Source organism: Treponema brennaborense DSM 12168, assembly GCF_000212415.1.
GTDB classification, from domain to species: Bacteria; Spirochaetota; Spirochaetia; order Treponematales; family Treponemataceae; genus Treponema_F; species Treponema_F brennaborense.
Genome location: NC_015500.1, coordinates 2,024,911 through 2,043,242, shown reverse-complemented (window position 1 = coordinate 2,043,242; position 18,332 = coordinate 2,024,911). Strand labels below are relative to the sequence as shown.

The following is an 18,332-nucleotide window of genomic DNA, read 5'->3' as shown; positions in this document are numbered from 1 at the left end:
TCTTATGAAACCTTTGAAGCGCAATAGCCTGAACCGCAGCGGCTCTTGATATTGTATCGTTTCCTTTAATCTGTTTAATTGCCTGGTGGCCATAGTGGAGAGGTAATACCCGTTCCCATCCCGAACACGGAAGTCAAGCTCTCTTACGCCGATGATACTGCTATTGCGGGAAAGTAGGTTGCTGCCAGGCTTTTTTTATTAAAAACCCCACACTTTTTGTGTGGGGTTTTTAATAAATGAGAGACCTAAAGAAACCTAACGAGTTTGCAGAAGATTTTCAAAGTCTGACAGAGTAGGCTCCAAACTCGTAAGGTTGTAGCGGGATTCCTCAGTCTGGTAGGCATTCTCCAAACTCGTAAGGTTATAGCGAGTTTGTAAAGTGCAGATCACACGGGCTTTAAACGATAACGGCGAGAAACGATAACGGCGAGAGCCGAACCGATGAAGCCCGCTGTTGAAAAGTTCTATCAAAAGCTGGGAGTTTTTCAACTCATTCTGCGGAAAACGGATAAACACGTTTATCTGCGGCCGCTCATCACGCCGCCGAGCAGGCCGTTTGAGGCTGTTGAATTGATGACAACTTTAGGGTCAAATGATTTTACGGTTTTCTTTACCGTTTTTTCGGCTTTTCGCTGAATTACCATAAAAGCAATCGTTTTTTTGTTGCACTCGCGCCCTTCGCCCCTCAGTATGGTAACCGCAATGATTATCAATTTAAATCCGGTTCCGAAAAGACAAATTTATAGTTCCCGTTTTGAATATTTTCAGACACCTTTAAATGAAAATATTCAAAACGGGATGTGTTCGGCTCGTTTCGTTTTGAAATAACGTTTACTGTTTTTTTATACCTGCTATTTTCTCAAAAATGCGGGCAAAAAAAGCTTTGAGCGCGTTCCAGATGCGCCTGAAAAAACCCGGATTCCGCAGCTTTTCAAGTTGCTCGTACCCTTCCAGCAGTTCCATATCGGAAAAATCTGAGCGCTGCGTATTTTCTTCAAGTTCCATTTCCAGTTTCATAACGTCGTCAATGTCATCAATAATGATTGCGTTGATACTTGTCCATCCCAGCTGCTTTGCCGCTTCCAAGCGGCGCTGTCCGGCAATCAGTTCGTTTTTTGTCGTTATCGTAATCGGGTTGAGCAATCCGTACCGCTTTAAGCTGTCTTTAAGCGGTTCAAGATTGCCCAAATCTTTACGCACCCGTTTATGTACTATAATATTCTCGATATTTACTTGCATATTTCCCTCTGAACATAGCTTACGCTATGAATAACACCTAGTCAAGTAAATAGTTATACAACGGTGCGGTATTACCGGTATTATTTGCAGTCTCCTGTTCCGAACCGGGGAAACCCGTCGCCGTTTGGTCTTCTGTCAGCCCGGAGCCTTCCGGAACGACGTCTTCTTCCAAAAACGATAAATCAACGGTAAGCGGCGAGTCGTCAACCGAAAAAGTTCTGCGTTCTCCCGATATGTATTTTTCCCGTTCAAGCCGCTCTACGCCTACCGTTCTTGCCGATTCCCTGTTGATATGCAGCTGGCACAGCGCTGTCGGCTGTGTGCCTTCAAGAAAATACTGCGTCGTTTTATGCGAGCCGCACGCTGCCGTCAAAATCTGGCCGGAAACGGAGCAAACCTCCGCTTTGACCAGTCCGGTCTGCGGTACGGGAAATCCCTTGTAGGGATAATCCTCGTTCGCAATGCGCATGTATTCGCCCCAGACAACACCGGAAAGGGTGGAACCGGTGAGTTCGAGTCCGAGTGACTGGCCGGGCATGTCGAAGCCGAACCAGACTGCGGTAGTGATATACGGCGTGTAGCCGACCGCCCAGGCATCCGCCCAGTTTTGCGTCGTACCCGTTTTACCGGCCGCGGGCATCGTGTACGTTCTGCCGTTTTTATCGGTATAGCGAAATCGGGTTCCCCAACCCGCGCCGCGCGCCAATGTTCCGATTCGGACCGTATTTTCAAGCATATTGGTCATGATAAACGCGTTCTGCGGTGTGATAACCTGTATCGCGTCGCCTTTTTGCTGCTGCTCGATACGCAGTTCCCGTTCGGGGTTCAGAATGACTTTTCCGTTTCTGTCTTCAACCGAGCGGATGGCGATGGGCGTTACCTCTTTTCCCTGATTTGCAAAAATGGCGAACGCGCGAGCCATTTCAATGGGACGCACGGAACAGACGCCGAGCCCGAGCGGATACACGCGGTTGAATCCGCGAGAGGGTAATTCCGCTTCCGAAATGCCGAGCAATGCGACCGAACGCTCTATGGCCGCGTCGAATCCGATTTCATCAAGGATTTTTACGGATGGAACGTTCATCGAAGTTGCAAGTGCATACCATACTTGAACGGAACCTTCCCACGTACCGCGGAAATTTTCGGGAATATACGGAGTGCCGTCTTCTTTATAAAAAATGGTCGGCGTGTCGTAGACGATAGTGGCCGGAGTGAACTTTTTTGAATCGATCGCGGCCGAATAATACAGCGGCTTGAACGAGCTTCCCGGCTGAATTTTGGCCTGAACCGCGCGGATCAGCTGATTTTCTTCTTCAAATTTACTGCCGCCTATCAGTGCCGTAATATACCCGGTACTGTTTTCAAGTGAAATGAGCGTACCTTCTATAACCGTTTTGCCGCTGTCTTTTTTGATTTGCGCGTTCGCTTTATTGATGACGCCGATTTTCAGATCTTCAATACCGAACATGAGCGACATGACGTCCAGAATCGGATTGATTTCCGTATTGTACGTCGATAAGGCGCGCGATTCCACCCGCTGTTCGGAAATTTTCAGCTGCGGAAGGTTGAACACCAAAGACAGCAGTTCCGTCATCGGTATGTACGTAGACGCTGCGTCGCTCTTTCGGGCCCCGCTTGAGTTCTGATAAGATTCGTTCGCGTATGCGATGTATTTATCCATCGTTTTTTGCGCGGCGGCCTGATTTTTCAAGTTGAGCGTGGTGTTGACGGTAAACCCGCTCGTATAGATATCCTGCGTACCGTAAATCATGCTGCCGAGTTCGCGGCGCACGTATTCACTGAACCAGGGTGCTTTATCCGTTCGCATGAAATATGCCGCCGAATTGATGCGCGTATAGTCGAAATTGAGCCAAAAATCTTCAAAAGAAGCGTCGGCTTCCGCTTTTGTCAGATATCCGGCGTTGACCATTTCGCTCAAAACGTTCTGCTGCCGGTCCATGGCGCGGTTCGGATAATCGAACGGATTGTAATAGGCCGGATTTGACAGCTGAATGACCAAAATGGCCGATTCTGCCGGCGTAATCCGCGTCGCGTCGTGTCCGAAATAGTACTTCGACGCGGCGTTTACTCCGTACGTTCCGCCGCCGAAATATATCTTGTTCAGATACAGTTCCATGATTTCATCTTTCGAATACCGGCGCTCCATTTGGATTGCCCACCATAATTCCTTTATTTTGCGCGTGATCGATTTTTCTGTGCGGTCGCAGTATATGGTTCCCGCGATCTGCTGAGTGAGTGTGCTTCCGCCGCCGAGCGAACGGCCGGTCAAAACGCCTGCAAACGCACGGATAATCGCCTTGAGGCTGAATCCGTTGTGTTCGTAAAAAACACGATCCTCGCGTGTTACCAGCGCGTCGACCATGTGCTGCGGAAGCGCGGTCAGGCTGATGATTTCACGCTTTTCATCCGAGGCGAATTCGGTAATCAGTTCGCCGTTTATATCGAGCAGTTTCGTCGGAAGCGCAGTCGTAAATTCCGTAAAATTTTCCGTATTTATTGTATTAACAGTAATTGCAAGGGTAATCCCCAGAACGGTTCCGAAAATCAAAGAGCACAGTAAAGTTCCGAAAACAAACACGTACGTCCGTTTTTTTATTTTTCCCATTTTAATAGGATATGAAACGGGCGGGATTTTGTCAAGTCATAGCGGCTTACGTCATAACGACTACGAGTTTTCATAGTTTACTCTCTGCCGGTAAAAATGATACACTTATCACATGAACGAGCATGATTACCGTATAAAAGCGTATAAAAAGGCCGCGGCCGCTCCTGCAGGATCTGCGGATGAAAACGTGCCGGACGGCGTCCCGCGTGCGCCGCTTTTTCAAAATGTGAACCGACAGATCGGGCAGATATTCGATGAATCGGAAAAACGTTCGTCTGCGGCGTCATCTGCGCCCCGTGCAGCGTCTCCCACTTCGTCTGCGGCGTCATCTGCGCCCCGTGCGGCGTCTCCCACTTCGTCTGCGGCGTCTCCCGCATCCGCGTCGGCTCCCGGTGATGCGCGGGCAAAAGCGCACCGATCGGGCGAGCCTGTTCGCGATTTCACGCGCCACGGACTGGTCAAAGTGCCGGTGTCGCCGCAAAACGCCGACGGTAAGGAAAACATGTACCGGCGCGTCGCCAAATTTCTGCTGCTCATCGGCGTGGACGAAGCGGCGAAAGTCATTTCCCATTTAACGCCGGAGCAAACGGAAAAAATCATTCCCGAAATCGCTTCCATCCGCCGTGTCGATCCCGACGAATCGTCCGTTATTCTTGCCGAATTTCAAACGCTGCTCGATTCTTCGCGTGAAAAGGGCGGCGTTACGACGGCCCGCACGATTCTGAAAAAAGCGTTCGGAGCCGACCGCGCCGAGCAGATGCTCAAAAAAACGGTGCCGTTCGCGGACGGCGTTCCCTTCGATTATATGCAGGATATGGACGGTGAGCGCGTGTTCTTTCTGCTGAAAGACGAATCCGCTCCGGTGCGCGCGCTCGTTTTGTCCCGCCTGAAACCGCCGGTAGCCGCGGACGTGATAAACCGCATGAGTGCGGCCGATAAAAAAGATACCGTGTGCCGGCTTGCAAAACTCGCTCCCGTGGCGCCCGACATTCTGCGCCGCATCGATCAGGCCATGCATGAAAAAGTGCTTGCCGTAAACACTGCCGCCGCCGATTCTTTGGACGGCCGCGGTGCGCTCGCCGAGATTTTGAAACGTATGAGCCCCGATGCCGAAAAAGACATCCTTTCGTCTCTTGCTGAAGAAGACCCGGATTTGGGACAGGATTTGCGCGAACGGCTGTTTACGATAGACGACGTCGTGCGTGCAGACGATCGCTATATTCAGAAGCAGCTCCAGCTTATGGCGGAAAGCGACATCGCGTATCTGATTGCCGGAAAACCCGAACCGTTCAGACAGAAAATCCTTTCCAATATATCGAAGACGCGCGGCGATATCGTACTTGAAGAAGAACAGATCAAAAAGCCCATGCGGCGTACCGATTGCGACGAAGCGACGAATCGGTTTTTCGGTATACTGCGCCGTGCCTGGGAAAACGGTACGCTCGTTATTTCGGGCAGGGACGACGACGTGTACGTGTAACGCCGCGCGCATCGGCGGCGGGTGCGGCTGACTGCGTTCCGTGCCGCGGACATGAAAAAAGCTGCCGAAAGTCGCAGCAGTCGACTCAAGGCAGCTTTTTTTGTCTGCGCTCCGGTTTCAGCCGGATGATTTTATCCGGATCCGTTCTAGCCGGATCGGCTTAGAATTTTGCCATTTCGATTTTTTCAACCGTATATTTGTAATCGTGTTCGTTGATTACGAACGAGAGCGCCTGCTTTTCTTTCGCGTTGAGAATTGCGTTTCCGAACGGCGACATGTAGGAAATGACCTTGTTATCGGGATCGGATTCCCACGGGCCGAGGATCGTGTATTCTTCCGATTCGCCTGAAACGTCGTTTTTAAGCGTTACGACGGTACCGAACGACACGCGGGCCGTAGTGCCCGTCGTCGGGTCGAAGATTCGCGCACGGTTGATCTCGTCCTGCAGTTTCGTCGCAGTGGAAGCGAGCAGCGTCTGGCGTTCCTTGGCCGCTTTGTATTCCGCGTTTTCACGGAGGTCGCCCTGTGCGAGCGCTTCACCGATTTCCTTCGAGTTGGCGGGAATATCGACGGATGTGATGTGTTCAAGCTGCTGTTTTTTCTGCTCGAACATTTTCGCCGTAACGATGAGTCCCTGCTGGGCAACCGTCTTTTCTTCCGTTCCGTAGAATTTGAAATCGGGATATTTTTCAAGAATCTTGTTGCGGATGTTCATTTTGATCGCCGGATCAAGATCTTTGACGTCGTCGACCAGCGTGTACATGCGGGTAATCGTGTCTTTGTCGTTTTCCAAAATGTATTTAAGCAGCTGATCGTTTTTGAACAGCAGCAGCTGAATCTGACGGTTGATTTTGCGGTTTTCAGTCGTATCGACGTGATTCGCAATTTCACGGTACGTCAGATCCATGATGTGGATCAGCGTGATAAGCTGTTTTTCATACGGAATGTCGACCGATTTGAACCAATCTTCTTCACTGCATTCGCGGAAGAAATAAATGGCCGCTTCACGGTACAGCCGGTATTCTTCAAAGCTGACGGCGGCGAGCTGTTTTACCTGTTCCAAGTGCCCGGTGTTGATGAGCGTTACCAGCATTTCGTCCTGCAGGACGGTCGGGAACAGTTCGATATACACGTCCACCCAGTTCGGCAGCAGCGTTTTGATGCAGCTCAGGAAATCTTTCCGCAGCGATGTGTTTTTGGTATCTTTGAGCGCCGCATACGTTTCCCGGGGATTTTCAATTTCATTGAAAAGCTGTTCGAACGTGTATTTGATGCCCGGATTCAAGTGCGGAAACTGACTCGAAATGCGGCGCACGACGAGGAACGCCGCCATGACCTGTTCGGTAACGTTGCTGAACGATTTCAGATATCCGGTGAAATACGAGAACATATCGGCGAACAGTTCGGATTCGGTATCCGCTTCCGCCGCGAATTTCATCAGAACATCGATGCGCGCAAAGAACTGTTTCTGCGCCTTGAATTCGTTGGACAGTTTTTCTTCTTGGGAAATGGCGCGGTCGCGAACCGTGTACATGTTGATGTCGTTGGGGTTGACGCCGAACGTCGGATCCGTATCGAGCACTTTGCGGGCGCTCGTACTCCAACTGGTCCATTCTCCCGGCGTCAGAATCGCCGGAGACAGTTCCGCTTTGATACGTTTGAAATCGCAATTGTTGCCGAAACTCTTGATGATTGTTTTCAATGCCCAGGCTTTGTCGTCCTTGACCATTTTTGCCAGCGTTTCGCGCGGTTTGGTCGCTTTCAGCACCCAGATATGATCCGCCGTCAGCGGCTGCAGCGCGCTGATGGCCATTTTAAGCGACATTTCGTGCATTCCGTATTTTTTGCCGAAGTTGATCGTCAGCTGGTCGCCGGTTACCTTGCGGATAAGACCGACGCCCCAGGACCGGTGGAATACGAAGTTTTTCGCGTCAAACGCGATGTGCTTTTCAAAGTCGGAGATGGCCTCAAAAATATTGCGCCAGTTCTGGCTCAAATTCGAAACGCGGATATAGTCGTCGAGCTGGCTGTGTCCGGCGTATTTTCCGCGGAAGCAGTCCACGATTTCACGGCGCGCCCAGGCGTCTTTTTCGTCGATCTGCAGAATCAGTTTCAGAATATCGATGGCGGTATTCCAGTCTTGCGTATCTTTATAGTATACATACAGTTCCTGCATGAGAACGGCGCTTTTTTCTTCACTGATCGATTTGGCGATTTTGCGCTGCAGCAGATAGAAAAAATCGATTTCTTCGGGAATCACGGTGACGAGTTTCGTCCAGATTTCCTTTATCTGATTCATGAAGTTGCTGCCGTTGTTGATGTATCGGAGAATCGCTTTTTTATAGTAATCGATCGCCGTTTCTGAGTCGCCGTCTTTTTCATACCGTTCGGCAAGCATTTTGGCGATATCCGCTTCTTCGTAATCGATGCGGACGATCGTTTCGTAGATGTCCCACATCTTTTCGTTGCTTTCTTCACGGTAACAGTCGGCGAGCGTCCGCAGGGCAAATTTATTGCTTTCATCGTCGGCAAGAATCGTTTCACACAAATAGGTGACGATGTTCGATTTATGATTGTCCTGGAAAATGGTGATCAGCGTAACCAGTGCGGAGTTGTCGAGCGTACCCTTTTTCAAAGCCAGCATACCGGAGATATACAATGCGATGATACTGTTTTTGGTATGGGAAAGATGTTCATCGCACACGGCTTTTACGTCGTCGATGCAGTTCTCATTGCGTGCGTTTTCTACGACGGCTGCAAGTTCAATAAAATTGTTCTTTGAATAATTACTGATAGCGGCGCGCGTCCATTTTTCTTCATTCAGCATATCCTGAACAGATTTTACAAGTTCTTCAGACATATATACTCCTATAAAAATCCCTGCAAAGGGCGGGGTGTTCCGCAAATTGATTACGTTTAAATATCCCCGATTTACGGAACGAACACGATGTCCCCGTTCTGTAAACGATAAGATTCGGTACGGTCGCTACATGGTATATTTATCGTACACGTCAATATCCAGCAGCTTGATTTTCAGCAATGTTTCATTTATTCCGGCCCGCTCGGCGTTTACCGTAACGTAATGGTCGATAAGCCAGAAATAATGATTTATCAACCGCGGAATAACGATATCCGGTTCGCTCGATGCGTCCTTGAGTTCGTTTTCCAGCGCGTAAATCGCCTGTTTTAAGCGTCCCACTTCCTGAGCGCGAAGCTCGCGTTTGATATTGAACACTCCGTACAGAACGCCGTAGACGGGTATCCATTCCTGCATTACCGCTCCGGAAAAACCTTTCTGACTTACCGATTCGATAAGGCAGTTGATGAGTTCCGAATCGAGAAACTGTATATCGATCTTCTGCGCATCGATAAAAAAAGCTTCCCTGAACAATACTTTCGCGTTACGGTCCTGACCGCATAACGCGTAGCAGTCGGCCATTTCCGCCAGAACGAGCGGCGAACCGGATACGAGCGTATTCGCTTCGCCTAAATATGAAAGCGCCGTTTCATATTCTCCCAATTTTTTATAACAGAGCCCCGTTTTTCTGAATATTTCGGCTTTTTGCGACGGATTGTGTTCGTTGCACAGTGCCTGATAATTTTCCAGTGCCAGTGAGAAAATCCCTTTACGGACGGCGTACATGCTGCGTTCGTACGCGGGGCTGTCTTTTCCCACGATAGTAATAAACTGTTTCCAATGCAGAATCAGACTTTCACCCCGTTCAAACGGCGTATCCATCGTTGCAAGATCAGCAATCCGGTCCGTCCAGTAATTGACGCAGCGGACGGTGAATAAAATTTCTCCGTTCTCGAGATCGTCGGCGAGCGCGTCTTCCAGCAACGGTTTCGCGCGCGCAGGATCGCCGGTTTTTAAAAATTCATATGCCTGCAGCAGTCCGCGGTCTGATTGGATACTCATAACTACCTGTAATTATTATACTGATAAACGGGCTTTAGTCAATTGTTCTGTCTTATTTTTTTTGAAAAGCGGGGTAATTTTATAGTATGTTTCACGTTGTTTAGTCAAGATACTTCCGTCTTTTTTTATCGTTTTTTTATCTTTTTTTCATCAAAAAAAACGTGCGCGCGCTTTTCGTGCAAGTGTTTTCAATAAAATGATATTTACAACTTCGGTATCATTTGTTACTATAGATATTAATGAAAACACCGTTGCTTGCTCCGTCATTATTATCCGCTGATTTTTTGCACCTTGATTCCGCGCTGAAACGTATCGAACAAGGCGGCGCTTCTTTTGTGCACATCGACGTTATGGACGGCCGGTTCGTGCCGCAAATTTCGTACGGACAGCCGGTCGTTTCGGCGCTGCGTCCGCATACCGAACTGCCGTTCGACGTGCATTTGATGATCGAACAGCCGGAAAATCATATAGATTCGTTCATACGGGCGGGAGCCGATTACCTGACCTTTCATTGGGAAAATACGGTGCATCATCACCGGATTATCGGCCGCATCCACGACGCGGGAAAAAAAGCCGGCATTGCCGTCGTGCCGTCTACTCCGATCGCCGTTTTGGAAGAAATCCTTCCGTATCTCGACTTGGTTTTGGTCATGACGGTCAATCCCGGATTCGGCGGACAGGCGTTCATACCCGGCTGTGCGCGTAAAATAACGGAACTGCGGCGTATCAAAGCCGAACGGGGATACGGGTTTCTGATTTCCGCGGACGGCGGAATAAACGGGCAGACGCTTGCAGCCGTGCTGGATGCCGGAACGGACGTCGTCGTGTCCGGTTCCGCGTTTTTCAGCGGTACGCTCGGATGGGAGTTATAAAATGAAACGAACGGTAAAAACTTTCGTATGCGCGCTTGTTTTGTGCGTATCCGCCGCGGGATTGTGCGTGCCGGAGGACAAATCGGCCGGCAGCGCGCTGCTGCTGCAGGGATACGAAGCGTTCCGCGCTGAAGACTGGGTGTCCGCCCTGTTCTTTTTTCGGAAAGCGGTAAACGTCGCCGCTCCGCAGGAAGAATCGCTGTACATGCTGATTTTATCGGAAATGTTCGCGGAAGATTACGGCGGCGCGCTCGGCGACTGCGACTGGTTCGTCACGCTGTTTCCCGGCGGAACCTACTATCCGCTCGTGCTGTATCAGCGCGGTAGGGCGCTGTATTATCAGGGCTCGTACGACGAAGCGGTCGCGCAGCTTACCGAGTTCTGTCATTTGTATCCCGCACACGAAATGTATCCGTCCGCGCTGTTTTGGATTGCCGAGTCGTTTTTCTTTGAATATAATTATTCGGCGGCAAAAGTGCTGTACGAGCGGCTCGTTTCGGATTTTCCGCGGGATGCGAAAGCCGTCGAATCGCAGAATCGGCTGCGCTCGATCAGTCAGTACGAACGTGAAGAAAAATTGCTGTATTTGCTGAAAGTGGTCGGTGAAGAATATCTGGCTGCAAAAGAATCGTATGAAAAAGAACTGAAACAGTATCGGACGGAAGATAAAATCGGATTGCGCGAGCAACTGCGCACCGTTATGGCGGAAAACGAGCAGCTCAAAGACGCTCTTGCCGAAGAACAGCGCAAAACGGCCGACGGGCAGCTGCGCGTTGCGGAACTCGAGCGTATCAATGAAATCCTGCAGGCTTCCACTGATGAAGCGAAAAAACTCGCGGTTGAAACGGTAACCGCTGTGCAGGAAGCGGCCGCCCGTTCCCGGACCGAAGCCGGAACGGTCGTTTCGCCGGCGGTTTCTGCGGGCGGCTTTACGGACGGTTACGCCGCCGGTTATGCGGACGGTTACGCGGCGGCGACTCAGGCTGTCGGTTCCGCTGCAGATCCGGCGCTCGGTACGGTTCCGGCTGCTGTGCAAAAACAGTATCCGGAAATTGATGCGCTGAAGCGGAAAGCCGCCGAACTGCAGCGGCTTTTGGATAAGAATTCAAACGGAGAATAGGTATGGAAGTACGATTTTTATATAAACGGATGATTTTAGGCGCCGTGTGCGCGCTGACACTCGCTGCGGCGGTTTTTGCCGACGTTGAAAAGCGGCAGGGAAATTTCGTCGTCCGATTGATAGAGTCGGCAGGAAGTTTCGCGCTGCGCTACGACAGCGGTACGGGAAAGCCGGTGTCGTTTTTATCGGCTAATGAAAACGGCCTTTCCTCCTTTTTTGCCGTCAAAATCGACAATACCGTTTACAAATTGAACCGCGATTCCTCGGTGCCGTGCATTGCCGAAGAAACCGAAGGAGGCGTGCGTTTTACGTATACAGTGAAAGGAAAGGCCGAAATCGCGATCGATTTTTCGTTCTGTCCTGAATTCGACGGTATTTCGCGGAGCGTCGTAAAAGTCGACGTTACGGTCGGCAATATTTCTTCAAAAGCGCAGTTCGTGTCCGTAAAAGGTATCTTCGATACCGTTTTGGGAGAAAGTACGGGAACCCATTTTTCAACCGCACGCCGCTCTGCGGTGAACGCGGAGCTCGATATGGAAACGCTCGCTTCCGATAAATGGCTCCGCTCGGCGAACGAAAAGTATGCCGTTCAGTTTTTGGTGTACGGCACGGAAATTACGGTGCCGCTGTCGGTTTCGGTTGCAAATAAGGACGTGCTGAGCGATACGGTGTGGAAGCCGGTTATTAAAACCGGCAGAAGTTTCAATTCCGTTTTTTCATACAATAATTCGGCTGCCGGTATTTTCTGGAATCCCATATCGCTGACGCCGATGACGCGCAGTTCGGTACGGTTTTATATTTCATTGGCGGCCGCCGGAGAGGTTCCCGCCGATTCCCGTTTTCTGGGCGAGGCCGAATCGACCGATTCGCATTTGAATGAAAACGATGAAGTCGTCTACCGGGACGAGCACGGCACGACGTATACCGTCGGCGCGCTGACCGACGAACAGCTCGATCCCGCTTATATTGAAGATTTGCTGCTGCGTATCCGCCGGCTTGAATCGGATCCCGAAAGCGCCGAGCAGATCGAAATTCTCCGGCTGAACGCGGAACTCGACGCCATTTTGGAAAAAATAAGGCGGCTGCAGTAAATGGCATCGCACGGCGTTCTGCATCGCGCCCGCACGTTACTGAAAAGACGTCAGTTTTCGGATGTCATCAAATTGCTGAAAGGGTGCGAGCTTGAATATCGGGATTCTTTTGAATATTATTACATACTCGCGATCGCGTGCATGTATGTCGGCGATACCGGCGGTGCCGGAACGTATCTGCAGGCTGCCCGTAAAATAAAGCTGCTCGACACCCGTCTGCTGGTTGCTCAGGCCGCGCTGTTTTTGCGCCGCGGCGATACGGGGCGGGCGGTTGAATATTATCTTGAAGTGCTTGATAACGAGCCGGCGAATAAAATCGCGCCGAAAGCGCTTGATTTTATCAGAAAGCACGGAGATCCCGACACCATTTCGGAATGGGTTTCTTCCGGGAAAATAAAGCGGTTTTATCCGCCGCTGGGCGTGCCGCCCGCCGTTTCAGCTTGGTTGACCGTCTGCGCCGTGTGCGTATTGTGTGCGGCCGCCGCCGTCGCCGTATACGTTCGGCGGGAAGCTTTAAAACCGCCGGCGCGCGCGGATTTATCCGCGTTCGCGCTGACCGTCGAAGACCGCGCTCATATACTGGAAGACGATTTATCCGGCGGCGTCTATCGGTACATTCTGACACCGAAGCAGATTGCCGAATCATACGACTCGGTGCGGCTTTATTTTCAGGATTACCGCGACAACGCCGCGCAGGTTGAAATCAATCGTATCCTGAACTCGAACGCGTCGGCGCTCGTTCGGCAGAACGCGCAGATGCTCAAGTCGTATCTGCGCGAACCGGGCTTCGACACCGTTTCGGATAATTATCCGTACGGGCAGGTCGCTTCCGATCCGTATCTGTACGCCGATTGCTGGGTGGTATGGTCGGGCCGCGTGACGAACGTGTATGCAACCGATACGTCCTATCAGTGCGATCTGCTCGTCGGGTATGAAAACCAGAAACGGGTGGACGGCATCGTTCCGCTCGTCTTTGCGGAGCCGATGGATATAGACGCCGCGAGACCGCTCAGGGTTTTAGGGCGGATCCGCCTGCGCGACGGCAAGCTGACGATGGACGGAAAATCGGTCTATCAGCCGGTGGACGGAAACAAATTGTAAGGTAACGCGCGGCCGTTTGAAGACGCTCGTTTTCCCGGTAGTGCGTACCGGTTTTGAGGCGTGCGGCTGTTCGGTAACGCGCGTTTAAATAATTTTTTATTTTATCGGATAAAAATGTAAAAAACGTTTTGTCTGCACCTATAATAAGTATGTGGGAGGAAAAGGGTGGCTAAAATGACGACTGATACGAATCCGCCGGCGGACATGTCGGAAAAGCTCAAAGCACTGGAAGCTGCGAGACTTCAAATTGAAAAACAATTCGGCACCGGTTCATTGATGAAACTGGGAACGAGCGCCGACGTTTCGGGGCTCGACGTAATTCCGTCCGGTTCCATTTTGCTGGACGAGGCGCTGGGCATCGGCGGATATCCGCGCGGCCGTATAATCGAAATGTACGGTCCCGAATCTTCCGGTAAAACGACGCTCGCGCTCCATGCGATTGCCGAAGCGCAGAAACTCGGCGGTATCGCGGCCTTTATCGATGCCGAACACGCGCTCGATCCTATCTATGCCAAAAATCTGGGCGTAAACATTGACGAACTGTGGGTGTCTCAGCCCGATACCGGTGAACAGGCTTTGGAAATTGCGGAAAGTCTCGTGCGTTCAGGCGCCGTCGATATTATCGTCGTGGACTCCGTTGCCGCGCTCACGCCGCAGGCCGAAATCGAAGGCGATATGGGCGATTCCCATATGGGACTACAGGCCCGGCTGATGAGCCAGGCGCTCCGTAAACTGACCGCGACGATCGGTAAATCGAAATGCATTCTGGTGTTCATCAACCAGATCCGTATGAAGATCGGCGTTATGTTCGGAAATCCCGAGACGACCACCGGCGGCAACGCGCTCAAATTTTATTCGTCGATACGGCTGGAGATCCGCCGTATCGAGTCGATTGACGCCAAAGGTGCCGAAGACGCGGTCGGTAACCGCGTCCGCGTGAAAATCGTAAAGAACAAGGTTGCGCCGCCGTTCCGTAAAGTCGAACTTGACATTTATTTCGGAAAGGGTGTTTCGGCTACGGCCAGCTTGCTCGACGCGGCGGTAAAATACGGCTTTATCGATAAAAAAGGCGCGTGGTTTACGACCGAAACGGAAAAAGTCGGTCAGGGCCGTGAAAATGCGATTGCGTTTTTGGAACAGAATACCGATTTTACGCGCGACATTGAGCAGAAACTGCGGGAAAAAATGTTCCCCGGCCAGATGCTGAAAAATAAGGACAAGGAAAGCGGTAAAAAAAGCGCGGCGAAACCTGCGGGAATATCTGCCGGAACCGACGTAACGCCGAGCGAAACCGCTTTGAAAAAAGCGGAAGCGGCTAAGTCCGATTCCTCGCCGGTAATTCCCGATGAACTGTTTTGATTTCACGCGGATCGGAAACGCTTCCGGCAGCGGCAGCTCCGGCGGCGGCGTTTCCGATGACGGCTGTCGCGCCGGCTTTAACGGTGATCGTCCCGGCGGCGACGGTTTCTCCGGCGTCGTCGCCGCCGATTCGCCGAGCGGTTTTTCGCCGAATCGCGCGGCACCGACGTTCGTCGTGCTCGGTCTCGGCTCAAACCGGAGCTTCGGGCTGTTATCTTCAGCCGAAATTCTTCGCGACGCGTGTGCGCAGCTTTCCGGGCGAATATCGTCTTTGCGGCGGTCGTCCGTATACCGGACGCGGGCCATGTATTATACGGCACAGGACGATTTTTACAATATGGCGGTCGCGGGGTTTTTCGACGGCACGCCGTACGAACTGCTCGATTTCATTCATCAAGTGGAAGCCCGTTTCGGCCGCAACCGCACCGCTGAATTCAGAAACGGCCCGCGGCCGCTCGACGTGGATATCGAACTGTTCGGCAGCGTTCGCCTCAACGAACCCGACTTGCAGCTGCCGCATCCGCGCCTTACCGAACGCGCGTTTGTTTTAATTCCGATGCTTGAGATTTTGGCGGAATCTGCCGAAAGTATAGATACGGAGTTTTACGCGGCGTGTCTGCGGAAACTTCCCGATCAGGGAGTCCGGCTGAGCGGCGGCATATAGTTCCGAGCGATACGCGTTATCACTTCGTTCTGCCGCCGGCCGGAAATCAATTCCGCAGATTTGGAGGCAGATATGAACGTAACGGCAGCAAACGGAATGACGATAGACGAACAGGCGCGTGAAGTCAGGAATTTCGTATTGGGCGATTTTGAAGGTCCGCTCGATTTGCTTCTTTTTCTGATAAAGAAAAACGAAGTGAATATTTACGATATTCCCGTTGCCCAGATAACGGAGCAGTTCCTGGAGTATCTGGATTATGCGGTAACTCCCGATCTTGATAATCTGACGGACTTTTATTCTATGGCGGCTGATTTGCTGTATATCAAATCGCGTATGCTGCTGCCGGTTGAAGTAACGTTCGGAGAAGATGAAATGGAAGATCCGCGGCAGGAACTCGTTGACAAGCTGATTGAATACCAGAAGTTCAAAAAACTGTCCGCGCTTATGGAAGAAAAGGAAGACGAGTCCGAATGGAGTTTTGAACGCAAAAAAATCCAGCGGGTGCTGCCGTTTGAAGAAGACAGTTTGTGGGAACGTGTCGACACCTGGGATCTGCTTCAGGATATGCAGAAAATCTTTAAAAATATGGTTTCAGCGTATTCGTCGGAAAAGATTCTCGATATGTATGAAGAAATTTCCGTAAATGAAAAGATTACGCTGATGAATGAAATATTTGAAAATAAAGGCGAATGTTTTTTTACGGATCTGATCGTCCGTAAGGGAAATATCATGGACGTCGTATGCGCTTTTATGGCCGTACTTGAAGCGGTGAAATTTAAAATGGCGTGTATTTATCAGAACAGAATGTTCGGAGATATAAAAATTTGTCCGTACAAAGCGGCGTAGTCTGCGGCGGCGCTCAGGCGGTGATTGCGCAAATTCCGCCTTCTGCCGAGACTGCGTGCGGTGCGGGAGGTAGTAACGATCACATGGAGATTCAATTGGAAAAAGAAACGGCATTGATAGAGGCGATATTGTTTCTCGAGTCGGAACCTCAGGATGAAAATTCGCTCGCCCGTATTTCCGAAATGTCGAAAGACGTCGTGGACGAGGTTTTGGAACGGCTGAAAGCGCGCTATGCGGCCGAGGATTCGGGGATAGAACTTTCGCGTATTTCCGGCGGCTGGGTGTTGTCGCCTAAAAAAGAAATGTGGGGATTTTTGAAAGAACGGTACGGCAAAAAGAACGAAAGTCGGCTGTCCCGTGCGGCGATGGAAACGCTTTCCATCATCGCGTATTCCCAACCTATTACGCGTGCCGAAATCGAAGCGATCCGCGGCGTTTCGGCCGACAACATGATACGTATTTTGACAGAACGGAACCTGATAAAGGAAGTCGGCAAAAAAGATATTCCGGGAAAACCCGTACAATTCGGAACGACGAAAGAGTTTCTGAAATTCTTCAGATTGAACAGCATCGCCGATTTGCCGCGGCTCGATGAAACTGAAAGCGAGAGGTTTGAACTTGCCCGTTAATTCTTCTGCGGATCAATCGCAGCCTGAATCGCTGCGATTGCAGGTATATTTGGCGCATTGCGGCGTTGCCAGCCGCCGTTCGTGCGAAACGTACATAGCCGACGGCCGCGTTTCGGTCAACGGAACGGTCGTGACGGTTCCCGGTACGAAGGTGCTGCCCGACGATACCGTTTGCGTCGACGGAAAACGCGTTACACTCGAAGAAACGAAGCGGTACGTCCTGCTGAATAAACCGGCCGGTTTCGTGTGTTCTCTTTCCGATGAAAAAGGAAGACAAACCGCCGCGAGTCTGCTGGAACCGCATTATTCGGAGCGTCTGTACAACGTGGGACGGCTGGATATGTTTTCTGCCGGATTGGTTCTGTTTACGAACGACGGCGAATTCGCCGCGCGGGTATCACATCCGTCTTCTGAAATGGAAAAAGAATACGTCGTCGACACCAGTTTGCCGGTACCGCCGGCTCTTGCGGAGAAATTCGTAAAAGGTATCCGCGTTGACAACGTTTTTTACCGATGCAAGTCGGCTGAGCGGCTGAATTCCCGCAGAATGCGGATCGTCTTGATAGAAGGAAAAAACCGTGAAATACGCCGTGTGTTTGAAGCGTTTAACATAGGCGTAAAGCAGCTCGTCCGTATCAGAATCGGCAACCTGAACATACAGGGTCTCGGGCCCGGTGAGTTCAGGGATCTGACGGCGGCGGAAGTCGCTGATATTTTGGCATTATGCAGAGGATAGGAGTATAGAATGGTAGTTGCCATAGACGGTCCCGCCGGATCCGGTAAAAGTACGATCGCGCGCCTTATCGCCGATAAACTCGGTATTACGTTTTTGAATTCCGGCAGTTTTTATCGCGGCATTACGCTGTCGCTGCTGCGCGCCGGAACGGATTTATCCGATAATGAACGGATTTTGGCGCTCGCCCGTTCGCTCGACATCGATTACGTCCGCTCCCGGCTGGTGATAAACGGCGAGGACGTGGAAGATCTGCTGCACAGCGACGCGGTCGACGCGCACGCCGCGCAGATATCGGCGATCGTCGCGCTCAGGCATATCGTAAACGATAAGATCCGGCAGATAACGCGGTCGCTGAGCGTCGTGTGCGAAGGTCGCGACATGACTACCGTCGTGTTTCCGGACGCCGACTATAAGTTTTATCTGGATGCGTCTATCGACGTACAGGCGGAACGTCGATTTAAACAAGGGGTAAGCAGCCTTTCATTGGAAGAAATCAGGGAAAGCATAAAAAAAAGGGATGAAATTGATAAAAACAAGGCGGAAGGTTCGTTAAAAATCGCCGCCGACGCCGTGTATATTGATACTTCGGACTTGACCATTGAACAGGTTTGTGAGATAATAATTAGTAAAATTCACATATAAGGGTTTAA

16 protein-coding genes and 1 rRNA gene are annotated in these 18,332 nt (G+C 51.0%); 12 read left to right on the top strand and 5 right to left on the bottom strand.

Annotated elements, in window-relative coordinates:
* Positions 1 to 81: 81 nt before the first annotated feature.
* Positions 82 to 190 (top strand): 5S ribosomal RNA (rrf, locus tag TREBR_RS08935).
* Positions 191 to 518: 328 nt separating this feature from the next.
* Here rrf and TREBR_RS08930 read toward each other — a convergent pair.
* The 3 genes from TREBR_RS08930 to TREBR_RS08920 form a co-directional block, all read right to left on the bottom strand.
* A complete protein-coding gene (locus tag TREBR_RS08930; RefSeq protein ID WP_041610395.1) occupies positions 519 to 713 on the bottom strand; it encodes a DUF2179 domain-containing protein in 195 nt (64 codons plus the stop codon).
* A gap of 118 nt (positions 714 to 831) precedes the next feature.
* Positions 832 to 1,239 carry a ParB N-terminal domain-containing protein gene (locus TREBR_RS08925; RefSeq protein WP_013758862.1) on the bottom strand — a complete coding sequence of 136 codons (408 nt, stop codon included), beginning with the start codon at positions 1,237 to 1,239 and terminating at the stop codon, positions 832 to 834.
* Positions 1,240 to 1,276: 37 nt separating this feature from the next.
* Positions 1,277 to 3,865, bottom strand: a complete 2,589-nt coding sequence (locus tag TREBR_RS08920) for a penicillin-binding protein 1A (RefSeq protein ID WP_013758861.1) — start codon at positions 3,863 to 3,865, stop codon at positions 1,277 to 1,279.
* A 112-nt stretch (positions 3,866 to 3,977) separates the two neighbouring features.
* On the opposite strand from TREBR_RS08920, the gene TREBR_RS08915 reads away from it, so the two are divergent.
* Complete coding sequence (locus TREBR_RS08915; protein WP_013758860.1) at positions 3,978 to 5,345, top strand: flagellar motor switch protein FliG; 1,368 nt, start codon at positions 3,978 to 3,980, stop codon at positions 5,343 to 5,345.
* A 160-nt stretch (positions 5,346 to 5,505) separates the two neighbouring features.
* Here the strand turns inward: TREBR_RS08915 and greA are convergent, their stop codons facing one another.
* Together greA and TREBR_RS08905 are read right to left on the bottom strand one after the other, a co-directional pair.
* Positions 5,506 to 8,205, bottom strand: coding sequence for a transcription elongation factor GreA (greA, locus tag TREBR_RS08910; RefSeq protein ID WP_013758859.1), 2,700 nt, complete (start codon positions 8,203 to 8,205; stop codon positions 5,506 to 5,508).
* Between the two features lie 126 nt (positions 8,206 to 8,331).
* Positions 8,332 to 9,264 (bottom strand): hypothetical protein, encoded by a 933-nt coding sequence (locus TREBR_RS08905; RefSeq protein ID WP_013758858.1) that lies wholly within the window; start codon positions 9,262 to 9,264, stop codon positions 8,332 to 8,334.
* A gap of 239 nt (positions 9,265 to 9,503) precedes the next feature.
* On the opposite strand from TREBR_RS08905, the gene rpe reads away from it, so the two are divergent.
* The 10 genes from rpe (at position 9,504) to cmk (ending at position 18,324) form a co-directional block, all read left to right on the top strand.
* Positions 9,504 to 10,136: a ribulose-phosphate 3-epimerase gene (gene rpe, locus TREBR_RS08900; protein WP_013758857.1), complete on the top strand. Its 633-nt coding sequence runs from the start codon at positions 9,504 to 9,506 to the stop codon at positions 10,134 to 10,136.
* A 1-nt stretch (position 10,137) separates the two neighbouring features.
* Entirely contained in the window at positions 10,138 to 11,256 is a 1,119-nt protein-coding gene (locus TREBR_RS08895) for a tetratricopeptide repeat protein (RefSeq protein ID WP_013758856.1), read from the top strand.
* A 2-nt stretch (positions 11,257 to 11,258) separates the two neighbouring features.
* Complete coding sequence (locus tag TREBR_RS08890) at positions 11,259 to 12,347, top strand: hypothetical protein (protein WP_013758855.1); 1,089 nt, start codon at positions 11,259 to 11,261, stop codon at positions 12,345 to 12,347.
* Positions 12,348 to 13,448, top strand: coding sequence for a tetratricopeptide repeat protein (locus TREBR_RS08885; protein WP_013758854.1), 1,101 nt, complete (start codon positions 12,348 to 12,350; stop codon positions 13,446 to 13,448).
* Positions 13,449 to 13,622: 174 nt separating this feature from the next.
* Positions 13,623 to 14,807, top strand: a complete 1,185-nt coding sequence (gene recA, locus TREBR_RS08880) for a recombinase RecA (protein ID WP_041610394.1) — start codon at positions 13,623 to 13,625, stop codon at positions 14,805 to 14,807.
* Positions 14,794 to 15,471: a 2-amino-4-hydroxy-6-hydroxymethyldihydropteridine diphosphokinase gene (folK, locus tag TREBR_RS08875; protein WP_013758852.1), complete on the top strand. Its 678-nt coding sequence runs from the start codon at positions 14,794 to 14,796 to the stop codon at positions 15,469 to 15,471. Before recA ends, folK begins: the two co-directional genes overlap by 14 nt.
* A gap of 96 nt (positions 15,472 to 15,567) precedes the next feature.
* Positions 15,568 to 16,317, top strand: coding sequence for a segregation and condensation protein A (locus TREBR_RS08870; protein WP_156786732.1), 750 nt, complete (start codon positions 15,568 to 15,570; stop codon positions 16,315 to 16,317).
* Between the two features lie 83 nt (positions 16,318 to 16,400).
* The gene (gene scpB, locus TREBR_RS08865) at positions 16,401 to 16,946 is read left to right on the top strand and encodes an SMC-Scp complex subunit ScpB (protein ID WP_174261987.1); all 546 of its coding nucleotides are present in this window, start codon (positions 16,401 to 16,403) and stop codon (positions 16,944 to 16,946) included.
* A complete protein-coding gene (locus tag TREBR_RS08860; protein WP_013758849.1) occupies positions 16,909 to 17,682 on the top strand; it encodes a pseudouridine synthase in 774 nt (257 codons plus the stop codon). The genes scpB and TREBR_RS08860 overlap by 38 nt, the downstream gene beginning before the upstream one ends.
* A 9-nt stretch (positions 17,683 to 17,691) precedes the next feature.
* A complete protein-coding gene (gene cmk, locus TREBR_RS14750; protein ID WP_013758848.1) occupies positions 17,692 to 18,324 on the top strand; it encodes a (d)CMP kinase in 633 nt (210 codons plus the stop codon).
* Positions 18,325 to 18,332: the final 8 nt, after the last annotated feature.